Genomic DNA, 16,032 nt, shown 5'->3' with positions numbered 1-16,032 from the left:
GCATCCGAGGACTCCTGGTGTGAGATGAGCGAATGGTTGGTTGGCTGATGTGGGGAGCCGGCGTCCAGGTCTTCGGCGCCCGGGACTACCGGAAGCCGTTCCGGCTCCGTATGCGCCGGATTGGAACGGTGAGGACTCCCTTGCCGTTGACGCAGGTGTCGGTGGGATCGCCAACGACATCCCGAACAACCAGGGCTTGGGCGTGCTGGCGTGGGAGCCGGCGAGATGGCAGTCCTTGTTCACCGCCGTACCGGGCATGACGGGCACCTGGGAGCCGAACGCGTCGATCGACATCTTCACCAAGAGCCGCGCGTCCCACGTAGTGGAGGACACCGTGTACGCGTCCGCACTGGTCAGCGACGAGGTGGTGCTGCCGGATTCGGTGCGGGTGCTGACCATGGCCGATGGTTCGACCGAGCCGGTCCCGGTGGAATGGGACTCGGTACCGGACGGCGCCACCGACACGGCTGGTCGGCTCACGGTCCACGGCGCGACCGAGTACGGTCCGGTGACGGCGATGCTCGACGTGGTCGAAACGTATGCCGGCCTCGACTGTGACCGGGTGATCACCGGCCGGCATGCCGGGCCGTTGACGGTGACCAAGGGCGTGACCTGCCTGGACGGAGCTACGGTGTCGGGCCCGGTGTCGGTGCGTGCCGGTGCCTCGCTCCAGGTGGACGGTGCGGTGATCGCCGGCCCGGTGCGGGCCGACGACGCGGCGGGGGTGGTGATCTGCGACAGCCGGATCTCCGGCCCGGTGACATTGTCCGGGACCTCGTCGGTGACGATCGGCAACCCGGTGCTGGGATGTGCTCCGAATACGATCACCGGCCCGGTGACGGTGACGCGGACGCATTGGTGGAACGTGATCGCCGGGAACACGATCAACGGCCCGCTGATGTGCGGGGGAAACGCTCAGCCACCGGTGAACAACGGATCGACCAACACGGTGAGCGGTCCGAAGTCGGCGCAATGCCGCGACCTTTAGCGGTCTGACGTCCGGCTGTTTTGAGGCGCTGCCGGGCCGGGAGGCCCGGCCCGGCAGCGCGCTCACGGAACCCGACACCAGCTCGGTGCCGCTCCCGTCCGGCACGTTCACCATTGGCAAGCAGTTCGACTTCGAGGCTGGGCACCGGCTGCCCAGCCTCCCGCCCGAGCACAAGTGCTCGCGGCAGCACGGACACAGCTACCAGGTCGAGGTCATCCTCACCGCCCCCGCCCTGGAGGACCCGGGCTTCGTGACCGATTTCGGGTCACCTGAGCAACCACTGACCAGTCGAACAAGGACTCCGCCATGCTCGGCGTTGTAGGCCGCCAGGCGGTCACCGCCGGCTCCCGTGGTTGCAACACCCCGCGCGGAGCGTCCATGACGTGCAGGATCGCCACCGCCTCGGCTACTTCGTCCACCCGTGCGACCGAGCGTGCGACGCTGCCTGACAGCAGTGCCCGCAAGGTCAGTTCGGCCGTCCGCCGGGACTCGGCCGCCTGACGCATGTTCGCCCACACCTCTCCCACCCCGATGCGTACGCCCGCACTGGCAGTCGCGGACAACTGCCCGGCAACGGATTCACCCAGTCCGCAGCGCGCTGAGAGTCCGGCGCCAGCCGCCGATCAGCACCAGCACCCCATCAGCGATCGGCACCACGACCGCCTGAGACCCGCGGCACAATGCAGGGTCACCAAGTCCGGTAGCCGGCCCCCGACCTGATGACCGCCCGGTCCAGGTACGAAGTGCACCGCGAGGACCGCGCACCTGGCCTCGACCGGCAGTCCGGCGCGCGCCGCCAGTGCCTCAGCGGAGCCCTGGCCCTCCAGTAGCGCACACGTCGCTGCCTGCACCAACTGCACCTGCCCCCGCTTGCCGGTGATGGGGCGGACGCGGTGCCGCCGCACGCGCGGCCGCCCGCAGGTCATCCGCAGCCGCCGCGAGCAACGGCCGCCCGGCAGCCGCGACCAGATAGACCCCAGAACCTCTTCGCCGGGGGTGACCGCGATGGCCGACCGCTCGGGCAGATCCCCTTCAGCCGGGCGGTGAACCACATCCCCCGAACCCCACAGCACACGGAAAGAACCCGGTCTCTCGCAGCGCAGCCACCGTCGAAGGCGGCACTCGGCGGCCGAGGATGGTCCGTCGGCGCAACTCGTCCACGTCCTCATGCGTGGACGAGGAGGCGAGCACCCGGGACTGCACGTCCTCGATCGTCACCGTGCCACCGACCATCGCCGCCACGGCATCGGCCAAGCCCTCCAGATCGACCAGAGCCACCTGCGCGATTTGCGGAGCGGCCGGGTGCCCCTCAGCGGTCAGTGCGCCCACAGCATGCTCAACAGGCGCGGGTGTCCGATACCGGGCACCCGCCTCAGGCCTGACGGCACCAGCTCCACCGCCGATGATGCTTCCGGCCATGAGAACGGCTGCCGGAGCCGTCGCCACGTACTCGTTCACGGTCAACGTGCGCCAACCGGAGGGCCAGCCGACCGGTCAGGGCGGTACCGGGAATCCCGGTCTGGACATCCGGTTCACGGGGTCCAACCCGCAGGTCTCGGCCGTCTCGGTGAAGCCGGCGACCCAGCCGCTGGTCGCCTACCTGGCCGGTGACTCGACCGTGTGCGACCAGCCGACCGCTCCGTACACCAGGTGTGGTCAAATGATCACGACTGCGGTGCATCCCGGCGCGGTCATCGCCAACTACGCCGACTCTGGAGAGAGTTCGGGCAGATTCCTGAGTAACTCTGCGCTCTTCCCGGCGCTGCTGTCGAAGGTCAGGGCGAACGACCCGGTCTTCATCCAGTTCGGACACAACGACAAGCAGACCAGCGCGTCCGCTTTCCGGGGCAACCTCACGTCCATGATCACGCGGGTCCGTGCGAAGGGGGCGTCCCGGTCCTGGTGACGCCACCGGTCCGACGGCTGTTCGACGGCAACCGGCTCACGCCTACGGCGCTGCACGTCAACGGCGTCGGCGTTAACCTGCCCGCCGAAATGCGCTCGGTCGGTGCGGCGCAGAACGTGCCGGTGATCGATCTGACCGCCAGGAGCAAGGCGCTGGTCGAGTCCCTCGGCCCGTCCGCCTCCGCACAGCTCTTCCTGCGCTCATCCGTCGACGGCGTCACGGACAACACCCACTTCTCGCAGTACGGCGCGACCCAGATCGGCGGGCTGGTGCTCCAGAGCATCCGGGAGCAGCGACTGTCCCTGGCCGCGTACCTGCGCTGACCGACGCGGGGCGGAGTCCGTCCCTGGGAGGAAACGCCATGAAAAACTTACGGATACGGATACTCATCACCACCGCACTGGTCATCGCCTTGTCGAGCCTCGGCGTTCGCGCCGCCTCGGCGGCCGACAGCACTGCGGTGAACTGCACCGACGTCTCCAGCGCCGCGGGCCCGGCCGCACGCGCGGCGGCCCAGCCGGTCACTGTGTGGCTGGCCGGTGACTCCACCATGGCCAACCCGAGCGGCCGTTGCCCGGTCGGCTGGGGCAGCCCGTTCGCCGCTGAGTTCAACACCGACGTGACCGTCAGGAACCACGCCGTGGGAGGCCGCAGCATCCAGACCTGGCTGTATGAGTCCAACGTGAGCAGCACCAAGGGCTCCAACGGCGAGTGCGTCATCACGTCCCCCACGTACTCGGCTCGCTGGCAGGCCATGCTGAACGCGAGCACCGGGATGAAGGCCGGCGACTACCGGTTCATCCAGTTCGGCATCAACGACTCCTCCTCGACCTGCCCCCGGCACGTCGGCACCGCCCGCTACCAGCAGCTGATGACCATGATGGCGCAGGCCGCCCTGGCCCGGGGCGCGCACCCGGTGCTGCTCACCCCGGTGGCCGCCATCACCTGTTCCGGCAGCACGGCGACCAAGAACCGCGGCTTCGTCAACCAGACCTTCGCCGCCGGAGCCGCCACCGGAGCGCCGGTCATCGACCTGCAGACGTTGAGCGTCTCGCTCTACGACAGCCTTCGCTTCTGCCCCAACAACGGCGACTACGGATCGGGTCCTGTAGGAGCCTTCTTCTGCAACGACCACACCCATTTCGAAACCTACGGCGCGCAGCGGGTCGCCGGGCTCGTCGCCGGTGACGTGCGCCGGCAGAACCTCGCGCTCGCCGCGTATCTCAAGTAGCGCCGGCGGGGACTCACCCCCTGATCTCGCGGCGCGACGCCGTTCGCCGCGGCCAGTGTTGTGCCGCGGCGTACGGTCCGGTGGGGTGAGAACCGGTCTCGTGGTCTCCGCCGGCACCGCGGGCGAGAGATCGCTCCACGGCTACGACAGCTTGTCGGGATCCGGGGCCGCACCGCCGCCGGAGTTTTGCCGCGCCCGGCAGGGGAGTGTCCAATCACCGGCTGATCTGCTGATCACGGAAGCGACGTGAGATGAGCGAGATCGCGGTGGAGCCAGTGGTGGCCGGCACGTTCGAGTCGCAGCTCGTCAAGTAGCGGCAGAGCTGCCTGGCCGGGGTGGACCGGACGGAAGGCGCGCAAGGGCTTGCGCACAGTTCCGGCAACCGTTGGCGCGTTTGCCGGAACCCAAGTGTGCCGTGGTGGTCAGGGACGTGCTGGGAGTGTCAGGTGAGTGGCCACTTCTGGTTGGCCTGGCCGTTGCGGTCCACAGGATCAGCTTGGTTCCGTTGGCGGTTGCCGTGTTGGGGGTCCGCCCACGGAGGCCGCCCTTCGATCAGGGTGCTCATCTCGCATACCGGCCTCCCGCGAGAACGATGGGTGTACGGGGCTTGACGTAGCGGGGCCTGGAAGGAACTGTGTTGCGCATCAAGCTTATGGTTGCGGGTTGCGCACCTCTGTGTGGCGGTCCCACAGGAAAGAGACCCCCCTACATCCTTTTTCGGAAGGCTCCGGATGAGTACCGCAACGACGAAGCAAGCGAGATCGGCCCTGGCTCGGGTGGATCCGGCAGTCCTCTACATATCCGTGACGCTGACTGCCCTCTTTGTGGCGTGGGGAGTGTTCTTCACTGACAATCTCGCTTCGGTGGCCGAAGCCACGCTGGGTCGGATCATTGAGAACTTCGGCTGGCTTTTCGTCCTGACCAGTTCCGGATTCGTGCTGTTGGCGGCCGTGCTGGCGTTCAGCCGGTTCGGCGGCATCCGGCTCGGCAAGGACAGTGACCGCCCGGATTTCAGCACGGCCTCCTGGGTGGCGATGATGTTCAGCGCCGGCATGGGCATCGGTCTGATGTTCTATGGGGCGAGTGAGCCGATTATGCACATGTCCAGCCCCCCGCCGGGCACTGCCAAGGCGGGTACCGAGGACGCGGCCCGGGTGGCGTTGGAGTACTCGTATTTCCACTGGGCGATCCATCCTTGGGCGATGTACGCAGTCGCCGGCCTGGCGCTCGCCTATTTCGGATTCCGCAAGGGGGGCAACGGTCTCATCAGCTCCGCCTTCCGTCCACTGCTCGGTGACCGAGTCGACGGACCGCTGGGCAAGTCCATCGACATTCTGGCGATCTTCGCCACCCTCTTCGGCTCCGCCGTCTCCCTCGGGCTCGGCGCGTTGCAGATCAACAGCGGCCTGAACGAGCTCTGGGGGATAGCCGACTCCACCGGACTGGCCGTATTGATCATCGCGGTCCTGACCGTCATGTTCGTGGTCTCCGCTCTCTCCGGGGTGCATCGCGGCATCCAGTGGCTGAGCAACGGCAACATGATCCTGGCCGCCATCCTGCTGCTGTTCGTCTTCGTAGTGGGCCCCACGGTGTTCATCCTGAACAGCCAGGCCGAGGCGCTGGGGGGCTACCTGGCCTCGCTCCCGAAGATGAGTTTCAAGACGGGTGCCTTCGGCGGCGGCGAATGGCTCTCCGGCTGGACGGTCTTCTACTGGGCGTGGTGGATCTCCTGGACGCCGTTCGTGGGCACGTTCATCGCGCGGATCTCTCGCGGCCGTACGATCCGGGAGTTCATCGTCGGTGTGGTCATCGCGCCGAGCGCGGTGAGCGTCGTGTGGTTCGCGATCCTCGGCGGTACCGCCCTGAACCAGGAAATGCATGGCGGTAATCTGTCCGCGGCGGTCGCCAAGGGTGAGGAAGCGGGCCTGTTCGCCACCTTGCAGAACCTTCCCTGGTTCCCCATCACCTCAGTACTGGTGATCATTCTGGTCGGCCTGTTCTTCGTCAGCGGTGCCGATGCGGCCTCCGTGGTGCTGGGCATGCTCTCCAGCCGGGGCAATATGAGCCCCAGCCGCCCCGTCGTGATTCTCTGGGGCACGCTGACCGGTCTGGTCGCGGCCGTCCTGCTGCTGGCCGGTGGCTTGGAGGCGGTCAAGCAGGTGGCCATCATCGCCGCCTTCCCGTTCCTTTTCGTGATGATCGGCATGTGTGTCTCCCTGGTGAAGGCGCTGCGCGCCGAGCCGAGGGGGGAAGGGGCAAGGGAAGGGGCCACAGTGGGTGAGGACACTGCCGGCGTCGGCGACGAACGGGAGCCGGGCGACGGTGCGCAGCTGGCCGAGGTCATGGCGGATCCGCAGGCCGCGGGCTGAGCTGTCTGATCGGGTAACGGGGCGAATTCCGGCGGAACTGGGCGCACGCGAGGAACCGCATCCCTTGGATGCCGCCCTTGCGTGCGCCCGGACTCGTTGGCCGCGGTCCGCGCCCGGGGCTGCGGTCGGGCCATGCCGCGACTGCGTTCCGCCCCCGCGGATCCGGCCGAGTCGACCTGATTCGAGGCGACCTCTTGACCCTCGGCCCTTCCTCCCCGATGCTCTGTTGCGTATCAAGGTTCGTGTATCGCATTAGGCAACGCACATGCGAGAGTTTCCCGCTCGAGGAGTAACTCATGGCTCAAGAGGTTCGTGCTGTCGTCGCCCGGAAGAAGGGCGCACCGGTCTCCGTCGAAACGATCGTCGTCCCCGACCCCGGTCCGGGCGAGGCGCTGGTCAAGGTCGAGGCGTGCGGCGTCTGCCATACCGATCTGCACTACCGGGAGGGCGGGATCAACGACGACTTCCCCTTCCTCCTGGGGCACGAGGCGGCGGGCCGCGTCGAGGCCGTCGGCGAGGGTGTCACCAGCATCGAACCGGGTGACTTCGTCATCTTGAACTGGCGTGCGGTCTGCGGTCAGTGCCGGGCCTGCAGCAAGGGCAAGCCCTGGTACTGCTTCTCCACCCACAACGCGACGCAGCCGATGACACTGCTCGACGGCACTCCGCTCTCACCCGCACTCGGCATCGGTGCCTTCGCGGAGAAGACGCTGGTTGCCGCCGGGCAGTGCACCAAGGTGGACCCGGCAGCTCCGGCGGCCGCCGCCGGCCTGCTCGGATGCGGCGTCATGGCGGGCTTCGGCGCGGCCGTGAACACCGGCGCCGTCGGCCGCGGAGACTCCGTCGCCGTCATCGGCTGCGGTGGGGTCGGAATGGCCGCGGTCGCGGGGGCGAAGCTCGCCGGCGCGACCAAGGTCATCGCCGTCGACGTCGACCAGCGCAAGCTGGAGCGGGCCATGAGCATGGGGGCCACCCATACGGTCGACGGGACGACGGCAGACGTCGTGGAAGCGGTGCGCGAGCTGACCGGGGGCTTCGGCGCGGACGTGGTCGTCGAGGCGGTCGGCCGCCCCGAGACGTACAAGCAGGCCTTCTACGCCCGCGACTTGGCCGGTACGGTCGTCCTGGTCGGCGTGCCCACCCCGGAGATGACCGTGGAGCTGCCGTTGCTCGACGTCTTCGGGCGCGGCGGCTCGCTGAAGTCCAGCTGGTATGGCGACTGCCTGCCCTCGCGCGACTTCCCGGCGCTCATCGACCTGTACCTGGCAGGGCGTTTCGACCTGGACGCATTCGTCTCCGAGACCATCGGCCTCGGCGACGTGGAGGAGGCGTTCGAGAAGATGCACCGCGGTGACGTGCTGCGCTCCGTGGTGGTGCTGTGATGGCCGGCGCACCGCGCATCGAACACCTCGTCACCAGCGGGACCTTCAGCCTCGACGGCGGCACTTGGGAAGTCGACAACAACGTCTGGCTCGTCGGTGATGACGACGAGGTCGTCGTCATCGACGCGGCACACGACGCCAGGTCCATCCTGGCCGCCGTCGGCGACCGCCGCCTGTCGGCCATCGTGTGCACCCACGCCCACGACGACCATGTGAACGCGGCGCCGGACGTCGCGGACGTCACGGGCGCGCCTATCCTCCTGCACCCCGACGACCAGGTGCTCTGGAAGATGGTGCACCCGAACCGGCGACCCGACCGCGCGCTCGCCGACGGCGACGTGCTCAAGGTGGCGGGCATCGGCCTGCACGTCCTCCATACGCCGGGACACGCTCCGGGGGCCGTGTGCCTGCACGCACCCGAACTGGGAGCGCTGTTCAGCGGCGACACGCTGTTCGCGGGAGGGCCCGGCGCGACCGGGCGCTCGTACAGCGACTTCGGCACGATCATCACCTCGATCGGTGACCGGCTGCTGACGCTCCCGGGCGAGACGGTCGTCCACACCGGACACGGCGAGACGACCAGCATCGCCGCGGAATCACCGCACCTTCAGGAGTGGGCGGCCCGCGGCTGGTGACCGCGGGCGCAGCCATGCCGCGCCGGGGCGATCGACTGCAACCGCTCCTTTTCGGGCGAGACCCGCAGACGAGAGCCTCGACCCGGTGCCCACTGTCAAGGAAACCCCTGACCCGGCTCACTGGACTCGCGACCGTGTACGACCTTGCCCCCATGGCCCGTTTCGGCGGGCTTGTTGCCACCGATCTGCGTGACGTCACCAGCGACCCCGCAGCCCTGGACTCCTCCGGCGTCTGGGCGGTCGTCGCTGACTTCGAGGGCCGCCTGGTCTGCGCCCGGTTCGGTGCCGTGCGCACCGAACCGGTGCCCGCCTGCCCGCCCCAGGGCCTGGGGCCTGGCGCGGGCCGACTGCCGGCGACTGGACTTCGTCGCTGGACCGCGCCGCCTATACCGCGGGCGTGCGCCGCATCCGCGAGCACATAGCGGCGCGCGATGTCTACCAGGCCAACCTCTGCCGGGTGCTGTCCGCGCCGTTGCCCGCCCCGGCCGCCGCCGACGCGCTGACAGCGCTGCTCGCCCGCGGCAACCCCGTGCCGTACGCCGGTACGGTCCGGCTCCCCGCGCATGGTGTCGAAGTGGCCACCGCCTCGCCCGAGCTCTTCCCGCGTCGTGCGGCCGGACCGTCGAGTCCGGGCCGATCAAGGGCACCGGGCGCACGGCGGAGGACCTGCTGGGCAAGGACCACGCCGAGAACGTGATGATCGTGGACTTGGTCCGCAACGACCTGGGGCGGGTCTGCGCCACCGGATCCGTGACCGTCCCGGCCCTGTGCGCCGTCGAGCGGCACCCGGGCCTGGTGCATCTCGTCTCCACCGTGCGTGGCGAGCTGGCGGAGGGCGTGTGGGCCCCGAACTGATTACCGGAACGTTCCCGCCAGGCTCCGTCACGGGTGCGCCCAAGTCCAGCGCGCTGCGCATCATCGACGCGCTGGAGACCGCGTCCCGCGGCCCGTACCGCGGTGGCATCGGCTGAGTCGACGCCGACCGGGGGACCGGCGAGCCGGCATCACCTGGGGATCCGACCCGGAGCAGGAGTGGGACGAGACCGAACTGAAGGCCTCTCGGCTGCCGGCTCTGGCATCGAGGCCGCGTCAGGGGGCGGAGAAGCCCCGCGCTGTGTGAACGACCGTCGGCGGCGCAGCGCCACGCATACCGCATTGACCGCCTCTCCGTGGTGCGTGCGGACCGCGATCGCCTGCTGACTGTCTTTCCCCGGCGCTCCAACCGGTGTGCGCCGCAACGGGAGGGCGAATTCCCCAGGTGATTGCCCTGGCTAGTGCGACGTGCAGTCCGGAAGTCGCCGTTTGTCGCCCTTCCTGGACCCTTGACAGGGCTCGGCGCCGCCCGGAAACTCGTTGCGTAGATTGCTAACTGTTTCTCTATGTGCAACGGGGTGTCATGATGATTCCCGCGTGTCGTCTCGCCGATCTGCCGCGAGGCGAGGCCTACCGGCTCGAGTCCGACCCGCCCGTCGCGGTGTTCCACACCGAGGACGGCGAGGTCTATGCCATCGACGACACCTGCACCCATCAGGACGCCTCGCTGTCCGACGGCTGGCTGGAGGGGTGCGAGGTCGAATGCCCGCTGCACGCCTCGAAGTTCGACCTGCGCACCGGCAGCGTGGACGCCCCTCCGGCCAGGCTCCCGGTGCGCACCCACAAGGTCCTCGTCGAGGACGGCATGATCTGCGTAGTGCTGTCCGACGCCGTGCCGAACCTGCCGGCCTCCTGCGCTGTCGCACGCTTGGCCGGAGGCCTCGCATGAAGACCGTGGCCATCGTGGGCGCCTCGCTCGCCGGACTGTCCGCTGCCCGCTCGCTGCGCGGTCAGGGCTACGACGGACGCCTCGTCATCATCGGCGAGGAGTCCCACCGACCGTACGACAGGCCGCCGTTGTCGAAGGAGTTCCTCACCGGCACGATGGACGAGGCCGAGCTCGCGCTCGAGGCGGATGGCGAGGACCTCGATGCCGAGTGGATTCTCGGTACGCGAGCCGTCGGTCTGGGAATCAGGGACCGCTCGGTACATCTCGCCGACGACAGGGCGGTGCGCGCGGACGGCGTCGTTGTCGCCACGGGAGCCTCCGCGCGGACCCTGCCCGGCAGCGATGGCCTGGCCGGTGTGCACGTGCTGCGCACACTCGACGACGCCCGGGCCCTGCGGGACGACCTGGCGCGCGGCGGCCGACTGGTGGTCGTCGGCGGCGGGTTCGTCGGCGCCGAAGTGGCCTCGACCGCTTACGGCATGGGCCTGGAAGTGACGCTCGTCGCGGCCGGGCCCACACCGCTCTCCGGTCAGCTCGGGCCGGACATGGCGGCAGCCGTCTCCGTGCTGCACGCCGATCACGGCGTTCGTCTGCTGTGCGGTACCGGCGTGCGAGGGGTGACCGGGAAACCGGGGGAACCGCTGGGCATTCCCTCGGCGGCAGCCCGGGGAGGTGGCCGGGCGAGGGTGGCAGCGGTCCTGCTCGACGACGGCCGCAGCATCCCGGCCGACACCGTCGTCGTGGGGATCGGCGCGATTCCCTGCACCGGCTGGCTTGAGGGGTCGGGCGTCGTGCTCGACAACGGCGTGCGCTGCGGGGCCGACGGCACCACGAGCGTCCCGGGCGTCGTCGCGGTCGGTGACTGCGCCGCCTGGTACGACCCGGCTCTCACCGCCCATCGCCGGGTCGAGCACTGGACCGGCGCCAAGGAGCGCCCGGCGGCAGCCGCGGCCGCCCTGCTCTCCGGCGGCGTCGCCCCGTTCGCTCCGCCTCGCCCGCCCTACTTCTGGTCCGACCAGTACGGTGTGCGGATCCAGTTCTCCGGGCACGCCGCGGAGGCCGACAGCGTGACGATCGAGGACGGCGACTTGGCCGACCGCAGTTTCCTCGCGGTCTACCGTCGCGCCGGGCATCCGGTTGCCGTACTCGGCATGGACCGGACCAAGCTCTTCACACGCTGGCGTCGGCAGCTCTCCACCGCCGTGGCCCAGGTCGGGACCGCATGAGCACCGCGATCCGGCCGGGCCAGGGGGCTCCCGCCCTGTACCCGCGAGGGCTTCCCCGGCCCGCCCGGACCCTGGTCATGGGCATTGTGAACGTCACGCCGGATTCGTTCTCCGACGGTGGGCGGTGGTTCGACCCGGAGCGGGCCGTCACGCACGGCCTCGCGCTGTTCGACGAGGGCGCGGACATCCTGGACGTGGGCGGCGAGTCGACCCTCCCCCAGACTCCGTCCGGGGGGACCCCCATCTCGCTTCGCTCGGCGCCCCGCGTCCGCCGGTCGAGGAGGAGTTGCGGCGCGTTCTGCCGGTCATCCGCGAGCTCGCTGCCGCAGGCGCGCCCGTCAGTGTCGACACCATGCGGGCCGAGGTCGCCGCTCGCGCCATCGAGGCCGGCGCAATGCTGGTCAACGATGTCTCAGGCGGCCTCGCCGACCCCGCGATGCTGCCGCTGATGGCACAAGCCGGGACGCCGTACGTCGTCATGCACTGGCGCGGGCACTCCGCCGGCATGCAGGCGAACGCCGCGAACGCCGCGTACGACGACGTCGTCGCCGACGTGGTCGACGAGTTGAGGCTGAGGGTCGAAGCGACTCTGCACGCCGGGATCTCGTCGGACTGCCTCATCCTTGACCCGGGGCTGGGTTTGCCAAGCACGCCGATCACAACTGGCAGTTGCTGGGCCGTCTCCGGGAGGTCGTGGCGCTCGGCCGGCCGGTCCTCGTGGGCGCGGCGCGGAAGTCCTTTCTGGGCCATCTGCTGGCGGACCCGGCGACGGGCCGGCCTCGCCCGGCGCGGCAGCGGGATGCGGCCACGTCCGCGGTGTCCGTCCTTGCCGCTGCGCAGGGCGCCTGGTGCGTTCGCGTCCACGACGTCGCCTCGACGGTCGACGCGGTGCGCGTGACCGCCCGCTGGGGCCTCGAAGCCACAGCTGCGGCGGTTCAGAAGCTTTCGCTCTGAAAGGCGCTCTCTTTGAACAGCGCCCCCACCGCGTCGGCGGCGAGCAGGAAGCGGACGACCCCGGTCCTCGTCGGCCCCGGGTATGAAGCGCGTGGAATGGTGCGGCACCGCGGGCACGATCCGGCCGCACCGTTGGCGGGCGCGGTGAGCACGCGCCCGCCCGAGGCGTGATCCTCGTTGACGTCCGGCGCGAACGTGAACAGCCGCGGTCCACGCACTCCCGCGGCACCGCCCAGATCCCGCAGCAGGCCGGCGCGAACCGGGCTCTCGTCCACGGCGAAGCCCCCTCCCACCGAGCAGTAAGTGCTCAACTCGCGGTCATCGCGGACCCGGGCTGTGAACAGCGAGCCGTGGGGTGGAACGGCAGCATGCGGCGACGGTGCAGCACCGGGTACTCGCCGCTCGCGGAACTCCATCTCCCGGCGGACCGGCGGACCGACAGCCCGGCGGACCGGCGGCCGCAACCGGCCGGCCACCTCGTCTGCGAGGCCGAGAAGTACCGCCACGCCGCTGCCCTGTGCAGCCCGGTGACGAAGAGGCGGGCGGCCTTCAGAGGCCCACGGTGTGGGAGCTCGACGACCCGATGCCCGCCTTGAACAGGTCGAAGACTCTGATCACCCACCCGCACTCCCTTCCCGCAATGTGTTGCCTATATCGCATTGAGTTGCGCTAAAAGCAACACCGAAGAAAGGGGCGGACTGTCCTCTGGATGCCTTGACAAGGGTTTGGGGACGCCCTCAAAATGGCGTTGCGGTCACCGCAATCCGTTTCGCTATACGCACCGAGGTGTCATGATGATTCCCGTGTGCCTTCTCGTGGATCTGCCGCGAGGCGAGGCCTACCGGCTCGACATCGATCCGCCGGTTTCGGTGTTCCACACCGATGACGGCGAGGTCTTCGCCATCGACGACACCTGCACCCACCAGGACGCCTCGCTCGCCGACGGCTGGCTGGAGGGCTGCGAGGTGGAATGCCCGCTGCATGCTTCGAAGTTCGACCTCCGGACCGGAGCTGTCGACGCTCCGCCGGCCAAGCGCCCGGTCCGCACGCACGAGGTCCTCACGGTGGACGGCATGATCTACGTCCAGCCGTCCACGGAAGCCCCCAACCTGCCGCCCTGTGTCGCGGCCCGGCTCGCCGGGGGTCCCGCGTGAGGACAGTGGCCGTGGTGGGTGCCTCGCTGGCCGGTCTGTCGGCGGCGCGTTCGTTGCGGAAACAGGGGTACGACGGGCGGCTGGTCGTCATCGGCGACGAACCGTACCGCCCGTACGACAGGCCGCCACTGTCCAAGGAGTTCCTGGCCGGCGACATCGGTGAAGCCGATCTCGCACTGGAGCCGGACGGCGAGGACTTGCAGGCGGAGTGGCTGCTCGGTGCCCGCGCCACCGGAGTCGACAGCGCGCACCGCGCCGTGCGGCTCGCCGACGGCCGAGAGGTCCGGGCCGACGGCGTCGTCATCGCGACCGGCGCGGCCGCGCGGAGGCTGCCGGGCACGGACGGTCTGGCCGGTGTGCACACCCTGCGCACGCTGGACGACGCCCGCGCCCTGCGGGACGAACTGGCCCTGGGTGGAAGGCTGGTCGTGATCGGCGGCGGATTCATCGGCGCCGAGGTCGCCTCCACCGCATACGCTCTCGGGCTCGACGTGACGGTTGTCGAGGCGGCGCCGACGCCGCTGGCCGGACCGCTCGGTGAGACCATGGGCAGTATCGTCTCCGCCCTCCATGCGGACCACGGCGTACGGCTGTTGTGCGGCGTGGGCGTCAAGGGGCTGAGCGGCGAGACCCGAGTCGACGCGGTCCTGCTCGAGGACGGACGCACTGTCCCCGCCGACACCGTCGTCGTCGGTGTCGGGGCGCGCCCGTGCGTCGAGTGGCTGGAAGGATCCGGCGTCGTGCTCGACAACGGCGTCAAGTGCGGTGCGGACGGCCGCACCAGCCTGGCCGCTGTGGTCGCGGTCGGTGACTGCGCCTCCTGGTACGACCCTCACGCGGGGGTCCACCGCCGCGTCGAGCACTGGACCGGTGCGCGGGAGCGGCCCGACGCGGCCGTGGCCGCGCTGCTGTCGGGGGGTGCGGTGGATCCGGGTGTGCCCCGGTCGCCGTACTTCTGGTCGGACCAGTACGGCGTGAAGATCCAGTTCGCCGGTCATGCGGCCGGTGCCGACAGGGTGACCGTCGAGCAAGGCGCCCCGGGTGACCGCAGTTTCGTGGCCGTCTACCGGCGTGCCGGGCATCCGGTCGCCGTTCTCGCGATGAACCAGCCACGAGTGTTCATGCGTTGGCGCAAACAGCTGATTGCCGCACCCTCTTGACACGGCTGACGCGGCATCTCATGCTCAGTTGCGTATTGCGCGCAATGTTGCTCAATACGAAACGCCGTCCGGAGTCGCTCTTCCCGGCGCGTGAATGACCGATCCACGACGTTCCCCGAGGAGTGCGCTGTGACCTCGACCAGCCTGCCGGACAGCCTGATCGCGACCCTCCCCGGCTCCTCCTACACGGATCCGGGGATCTTCGCCCAGGAGCAGGGGCGTATCTTCGAAGCGATGTGGTTCTGCGCCCTGCGCTCCTCCGATCTGGCCAGGCCCGGCGCCTTCCGGACCGTCGAGGTGGGCCGCGAGAGCATCCTGGTCACGCGCGCACGGGACAACTCCATACGCGCCTTCTTCAACGTCTGCCGGCATCGTGGGGCCAAACTCTGCACGGAGGAGACCGGCGAGGTCAAGCGCGCCTTCCAGTGCCCCTACCATGCCTGGACGTACGATCTGACGGGCAAACTTGTCGCGGCGCCCAACCTCACCAAGATGCCCGACATCGGCCGCGCGGAGTACGGCTTGGTGAGCGTGGCGACTCATGAGTGGCTCGGCTATGTGTGGGTGTGCCTCGCGGAAAACCCGCCTCCCTTCGACGAGGTCGTGCAGGACGTGGTCGCACGTCTCGGCGACACCGGGTCGATCGAGCACTATGACATCGAGAACCTCGAGGTCGGCAAGCGGATCGTCTATGACGTCAAGGCGAACTGGAAGCTCATCGTCGAGAACTTCATGGAGTGCTACCACTGTGCGACGATCCACCCCGAACTCACCGAGGTGCTCCCGGAGTTCGCCGACGGGTACGCCGCTCAGTACTACGTGGGTCACGGCGCGGGGTTCGGCGCCGAGGTCAAGGGCTTCACCATCGACGGCTCCGAGGGCCTGGACCGCATTCCGGGGGTCACCGAGGATCAGGACCGCCGCTACTACGCGATCACCGTCAGGCCGCAGGTGTTCATCAACCTCGTCCCCGACCACGTGATCTTCCACCGGATGTACCCGGTCGCCGCGGACCGCACGATCGTCGAGTGTGACTGGCTCTACCTCAAGCACGTCGTCGAAAGCGGCAAGGACGTCAGCCGGTCGGTGGAGCTCTTCGACCGCGTCAACCGGCAGGACTTCGACGCGTGCGAGCGCTGCCAGCCCGGGATGAGCTCCCGGCTGTACGCGAAGGGCGGCGTCCTGGTGCCCAGCGAGCACCACATCGGTGAGTTCCACGACTTCGTCCAGGAGCGTCTTGGGACAGGGCAGTCGCAGTAGTCGCG

General features: G+C 69.3%; 15 protein-coding genes and 2 pseudogenes. 15 read left to right on the top strand and 2 right to left on the bottom strand.

What is annotated here, in order from left to right:
- Positions 1-256: 256 nt before the first annotated feature.
- Complete coding sequence (locus ACIHCQ_RS20705; protein WP_399664045.1) at positions 257-988, top strand: Ig-like domain-containing protein; 732 nt, start codon at positions 257-259, stop codon at positions 986-988.
- Between the two features lie 85 nt (positions 989-1,073).
- Positions 1,074-1,310 (top strand): 6-pyruvoyl trahydropterin synthase family protein, encoded by a 237-nt coding sequence (locus tag ACIHCQ_RS20700; RefSeq protein WP_399664043.1) that lies wholly within the window; start codon positions 1,074-1,076, stop codon positions 1,308-1,310.
- 710 nt (positions 1,311-2,020) lie between these two features.
- On the opposite strand, the gene ACIHCQ_RS20695 is transcribed toward ACIHCQ_RS20700, so the two are convergent.
- A complete protein-coding gene (locus ACIHCQ_RS20695) occupies positions 2,021-2,317 on the bottom strand; it encodes a hypothetical protein (RefSeq protein WP_399664041.1) in 297 nt (98 codons plus the stop codon).
- 88 nt (positions 2,318-2,405) lie between these two features.
- Between ACIHCQ_RS20695 and ACIHCQ_RS20690 the strand changes: the two genes are divergently transcribed.
- The 10 genes and pseudogenes from ACIHCQ_RS20690 (at position 2,406) to folP (ending at position 12,453) form a co-directional block, all read left to right on the top strand.
- Positions 2,406-2,894, top strand: a complete 489-nt coding sequence (locus tag ACIHCQ_RS20690; protein ID WP_399664039.1) for a hypothetical protein — start codon at positions 2,406-2,408, stop codon at positions 2,892-2,894.
- Positions 2,891-3,217 (top strand): hypothetical protein, encoded by a 327-nt coding sequence (locus ACIHCQ_RS20685; protein WP_399664037.1) that lies wholly within the window; start codon positions 2,891-2,893, stop codon positions 3,215-3,217. Before ACIHCQ_RS20690 ends, ACIHCQ_RS20685 begins: the two co-directional genes overlap by 4 nt.
- Positions 3,218-3,255: 38 nt before the next feature.
- Entirely contained in the window at positions 3,256-4,125 is an 870-nt protein-coding gene (locus ACIHCQ_RS20680) for an SGNH/GDSL hydrolase family protein (protein ID WP_399664035.1), read from the top strand.
- A gap of 731 nt (positions 4,126-4,856) precedes the next feature.
- Positions 4,857-6,494, top strand: a complete 1,638-nt coding sequence (locus ACIHCQ_RS20675) for a BCCT family transporter (RefSeq protein ID WP_399664034.1) — start codon at positions 4,857-4,859, stop codon at positions 6,492-6,494.
- A gap of 296 nt (positions 6,495-6,790) precedes the next feature.
- Positions 6,791-7,876: an S-(hydroxymethyl)mycothiol dehydrogenase gene (locus tag ACIHCQ_RS20670; RefSeq protein ID WP_399664032.1), complete on the top strand. Its 1,086-nt coding sequence runs from the start codon at positions 6,791-6,793 to the stop codon at positions 7,874-7,876.
- Complete coding sequence (locus tag ACIHCQ_RS20665) at positions 7,876-8,511, top strand: MBL fold metallo-hydrolase (RefSeq protein WP_399664030.1); 636 nt, start codon at positions 7,876-7,878, stop codon at positions 8,509-8,511. The genes ACIHCQ_RS20670 and ACIHCQ_RS20665 overlap by 1 nt, the downstream gene beginning before the upstream one ends.
- A 152-nt stretch (positions 8,512-8,663) precedes the next feature.
- Positions 8,664-9,631: pseudogene (locus ACIHCQ_RS20660) on the top strand (chorismate-binding protein).
- Between the two features lie 276 nt (positions 9,632-9,907).
- Positions 9,908-10,273: a bifunctional 3-phenylpropionate/cinnamic acid dioxygenase ferredoxin subunit gene (locus tag ACIHCQ_RS20655; protein ID WP_399664028.1), complete on the top strand. Its 366-nt coding sequence runs from the start codon at positions 9,908-9,910 to the stop codon at positions 10,271-10,273.
- Positions 10,270-11,499: an NAD(P)/FAD-dependent oxidoreductase gene (locus tag ACIHCQ_RS20650; protein WP_399664026.1), complete on the top strand. Its 1,230-nt coding sequence runs from the start codon at positions 10,270-10,272 to the stop codon at positions 11,497-11,499. The genes ACIHCQ_RS20655 and ACIHCQ_RS20650 overlap by 4 nt, the downstream gene beginning before the upstream one ends.
- A pseudogene (folP, locus tag ACIHCQ_RS20645) lies at positions 11,496-12,453 on the top strand (dihydropteroate synthase). The gene ACIHCQ_RS20650 and the pseudogene folP overlap by 4 nt, the downstream one beginning before the upstream one ends.
- On the opposite strand, the gene ACIHCQ_RS20640 reads toward folP, so the two are convergent.
- Positions 12,435-12,728 carry an L-serine ammonia-lyase, iron-sulfur-dependent, subunit alpha gene (locus ACIHCQ_RS20640; RefSeq protein WP_399664025.1) on the bottom strand — a complete coding sequence of 98 codons (294 nt, stop codon included), beginning with the start codon at positions 12,726-12,728 and terminating at the stop codon, positions 12,435-12,437. The pseudogene folP and the gene ACIHCQ_RS20640 overlap by 19 nt on opposite strands.
- Positions 12,729-13,244: 516 nt before the next feature.
- Between ACIHCQ_RS20640 and ACIHCQ_RS20635 the strand changes: the two genes are divergently transcribed.
- The 3 genes from ACIHCQ_RS20635 (at position 13,245) to ACIHCQ_RS20625 (ending at position 16,027) form a co-directional block, all read left to right on the top strand.
- The gene (locus tag ACIHCQ_RS20635) at positions 13,245-13,607 is read left to right on the top strand and encodes a bifunctional 3-phenylpropionate/cinnamic acid dioxygenase ferredoxin subunit (protein WP_399664023.1); all 363 of its coding nucleotides are present in this window, start codon (positions 13,245-13,247) and stop codon (positions 13,605-13,607) included.
- The gene (locus ACIHCQ_RS20630) at positions 13,604-14,767 is read left to right on the top strand and encodes an NAD(P)/FAD-dependent oxidoreductase (protein WP_399664021.1); all 1,164 of its coding nucleotides are present in this window, start codon (positions 13,604-13,606) and stop codon (positions 14,765-14,767) included. The genes ACIHCQ_RS20635 and ACIHCQ_RS20630 overlap by 4 nt, the downstream gene beginning before the upstream one ends.
- Before the next feature lie 129 nt (positions 14,768-14,896).
- The gene (locus ACIHCQ_RS20625; protein WP_399664020.1) at positions 14,897-16,027 is read left to right on the top strand and encodes an aromatic ring-hydroxylating dioxygenase subunit alpha; all 1,131 of its coding nucleotides are present in this window, start codon (positions 14,897-14,899) and stop codon (positions 16,025-16,027) included.
- Positions 16,028-16,032 lie beyond the last annotated feature (5 nt).

The organism is Streptomyces sp. NPDC052236, from assembly GCF_044548015.1.
Taxonomy (GTDB): Bacteria; Actinomycetota; Actinomycetes; order Streptomycetales; family Streptomycetaceae; genus Streptomyces.
The sequence above is the reverse complement of the archived record's forward strand: the minus strand, read 5'-3'. Positions and strand labels throughout refer to the sequence as shown.

What these genes read in the sequence shown, in the direction of transcription:
- ACIHCQ_RS20675 (WP_399664034.1), top strand. Translation starts at nt 4,857, where the DNA reads ATGAGTACCGCAACGACGAAGCAAGCGAGATCGGCCCTGGCTCGGGTG.
- ACIHCQ_RS20665 (WP_399664030.1), top strand. Translation starts at nt 7,876, where the DNA reads ATGGCCGGCGCACCGCGCATCGAACACCTCGTCACCAGCGGGACCTTC.
- ACIHCQ_RS20655 (WP_399664028.1), top strand. Translation starts at nt 9,908, where the DNA reads ATGATGATTCCCGCGTGTCGTCTCGCCGATCTGCCGCGAGGCGAGGCC.
- ACIHCQ_RS20670 (WP_399664032.1), top strand. Translation starts at nt 6,791, where the DNA reads ATGGCTCAAGAGGTTCGTGCTGTCGTCGCCCGGAAGAAGGGCGCACCG.
- ACIHCQ_RS20635 (WP_399664023.1), top strand. Translation starts at nt 13,245, where the DNA reads ATGATGATTCCCGTGTGCCTTCTCGTGGATCTGCCGCGAGGCGAGGCC.
- ACIHCQ_RS20690 (WP_399664039.1), top strand. Translation starts at nt 2,406, where the DNA reads ATGAGAACGGCTGCCGGAGCCGTCGCCACGTACTCGTTCACGGTCAAC.
- ACIHCQ_RS20680 (WP_399664035.1), top strand. Translation starts at nt 3,256, where the DNA reads ATGAAAAACTTACGGATACGGATACTCATCACCACCGCACTGGTCATC.
- ACIHCQ_RS20650 (WP_399664026.1), top strand. Translation starts at nt 10,270, where the DNA reads ATGAAGACCGTGGCCATCGTGGGCGCCTCGCTCGCCGGACTGTCCGCT.
- ACIHCQ_RS20705 (WP_399664045.1), top strand. Translation starts at nt 257, where the DNA reads ATGACGGGCACCTGGGAGCCGAACGCGTCGATCGACATCTTCACCAAG.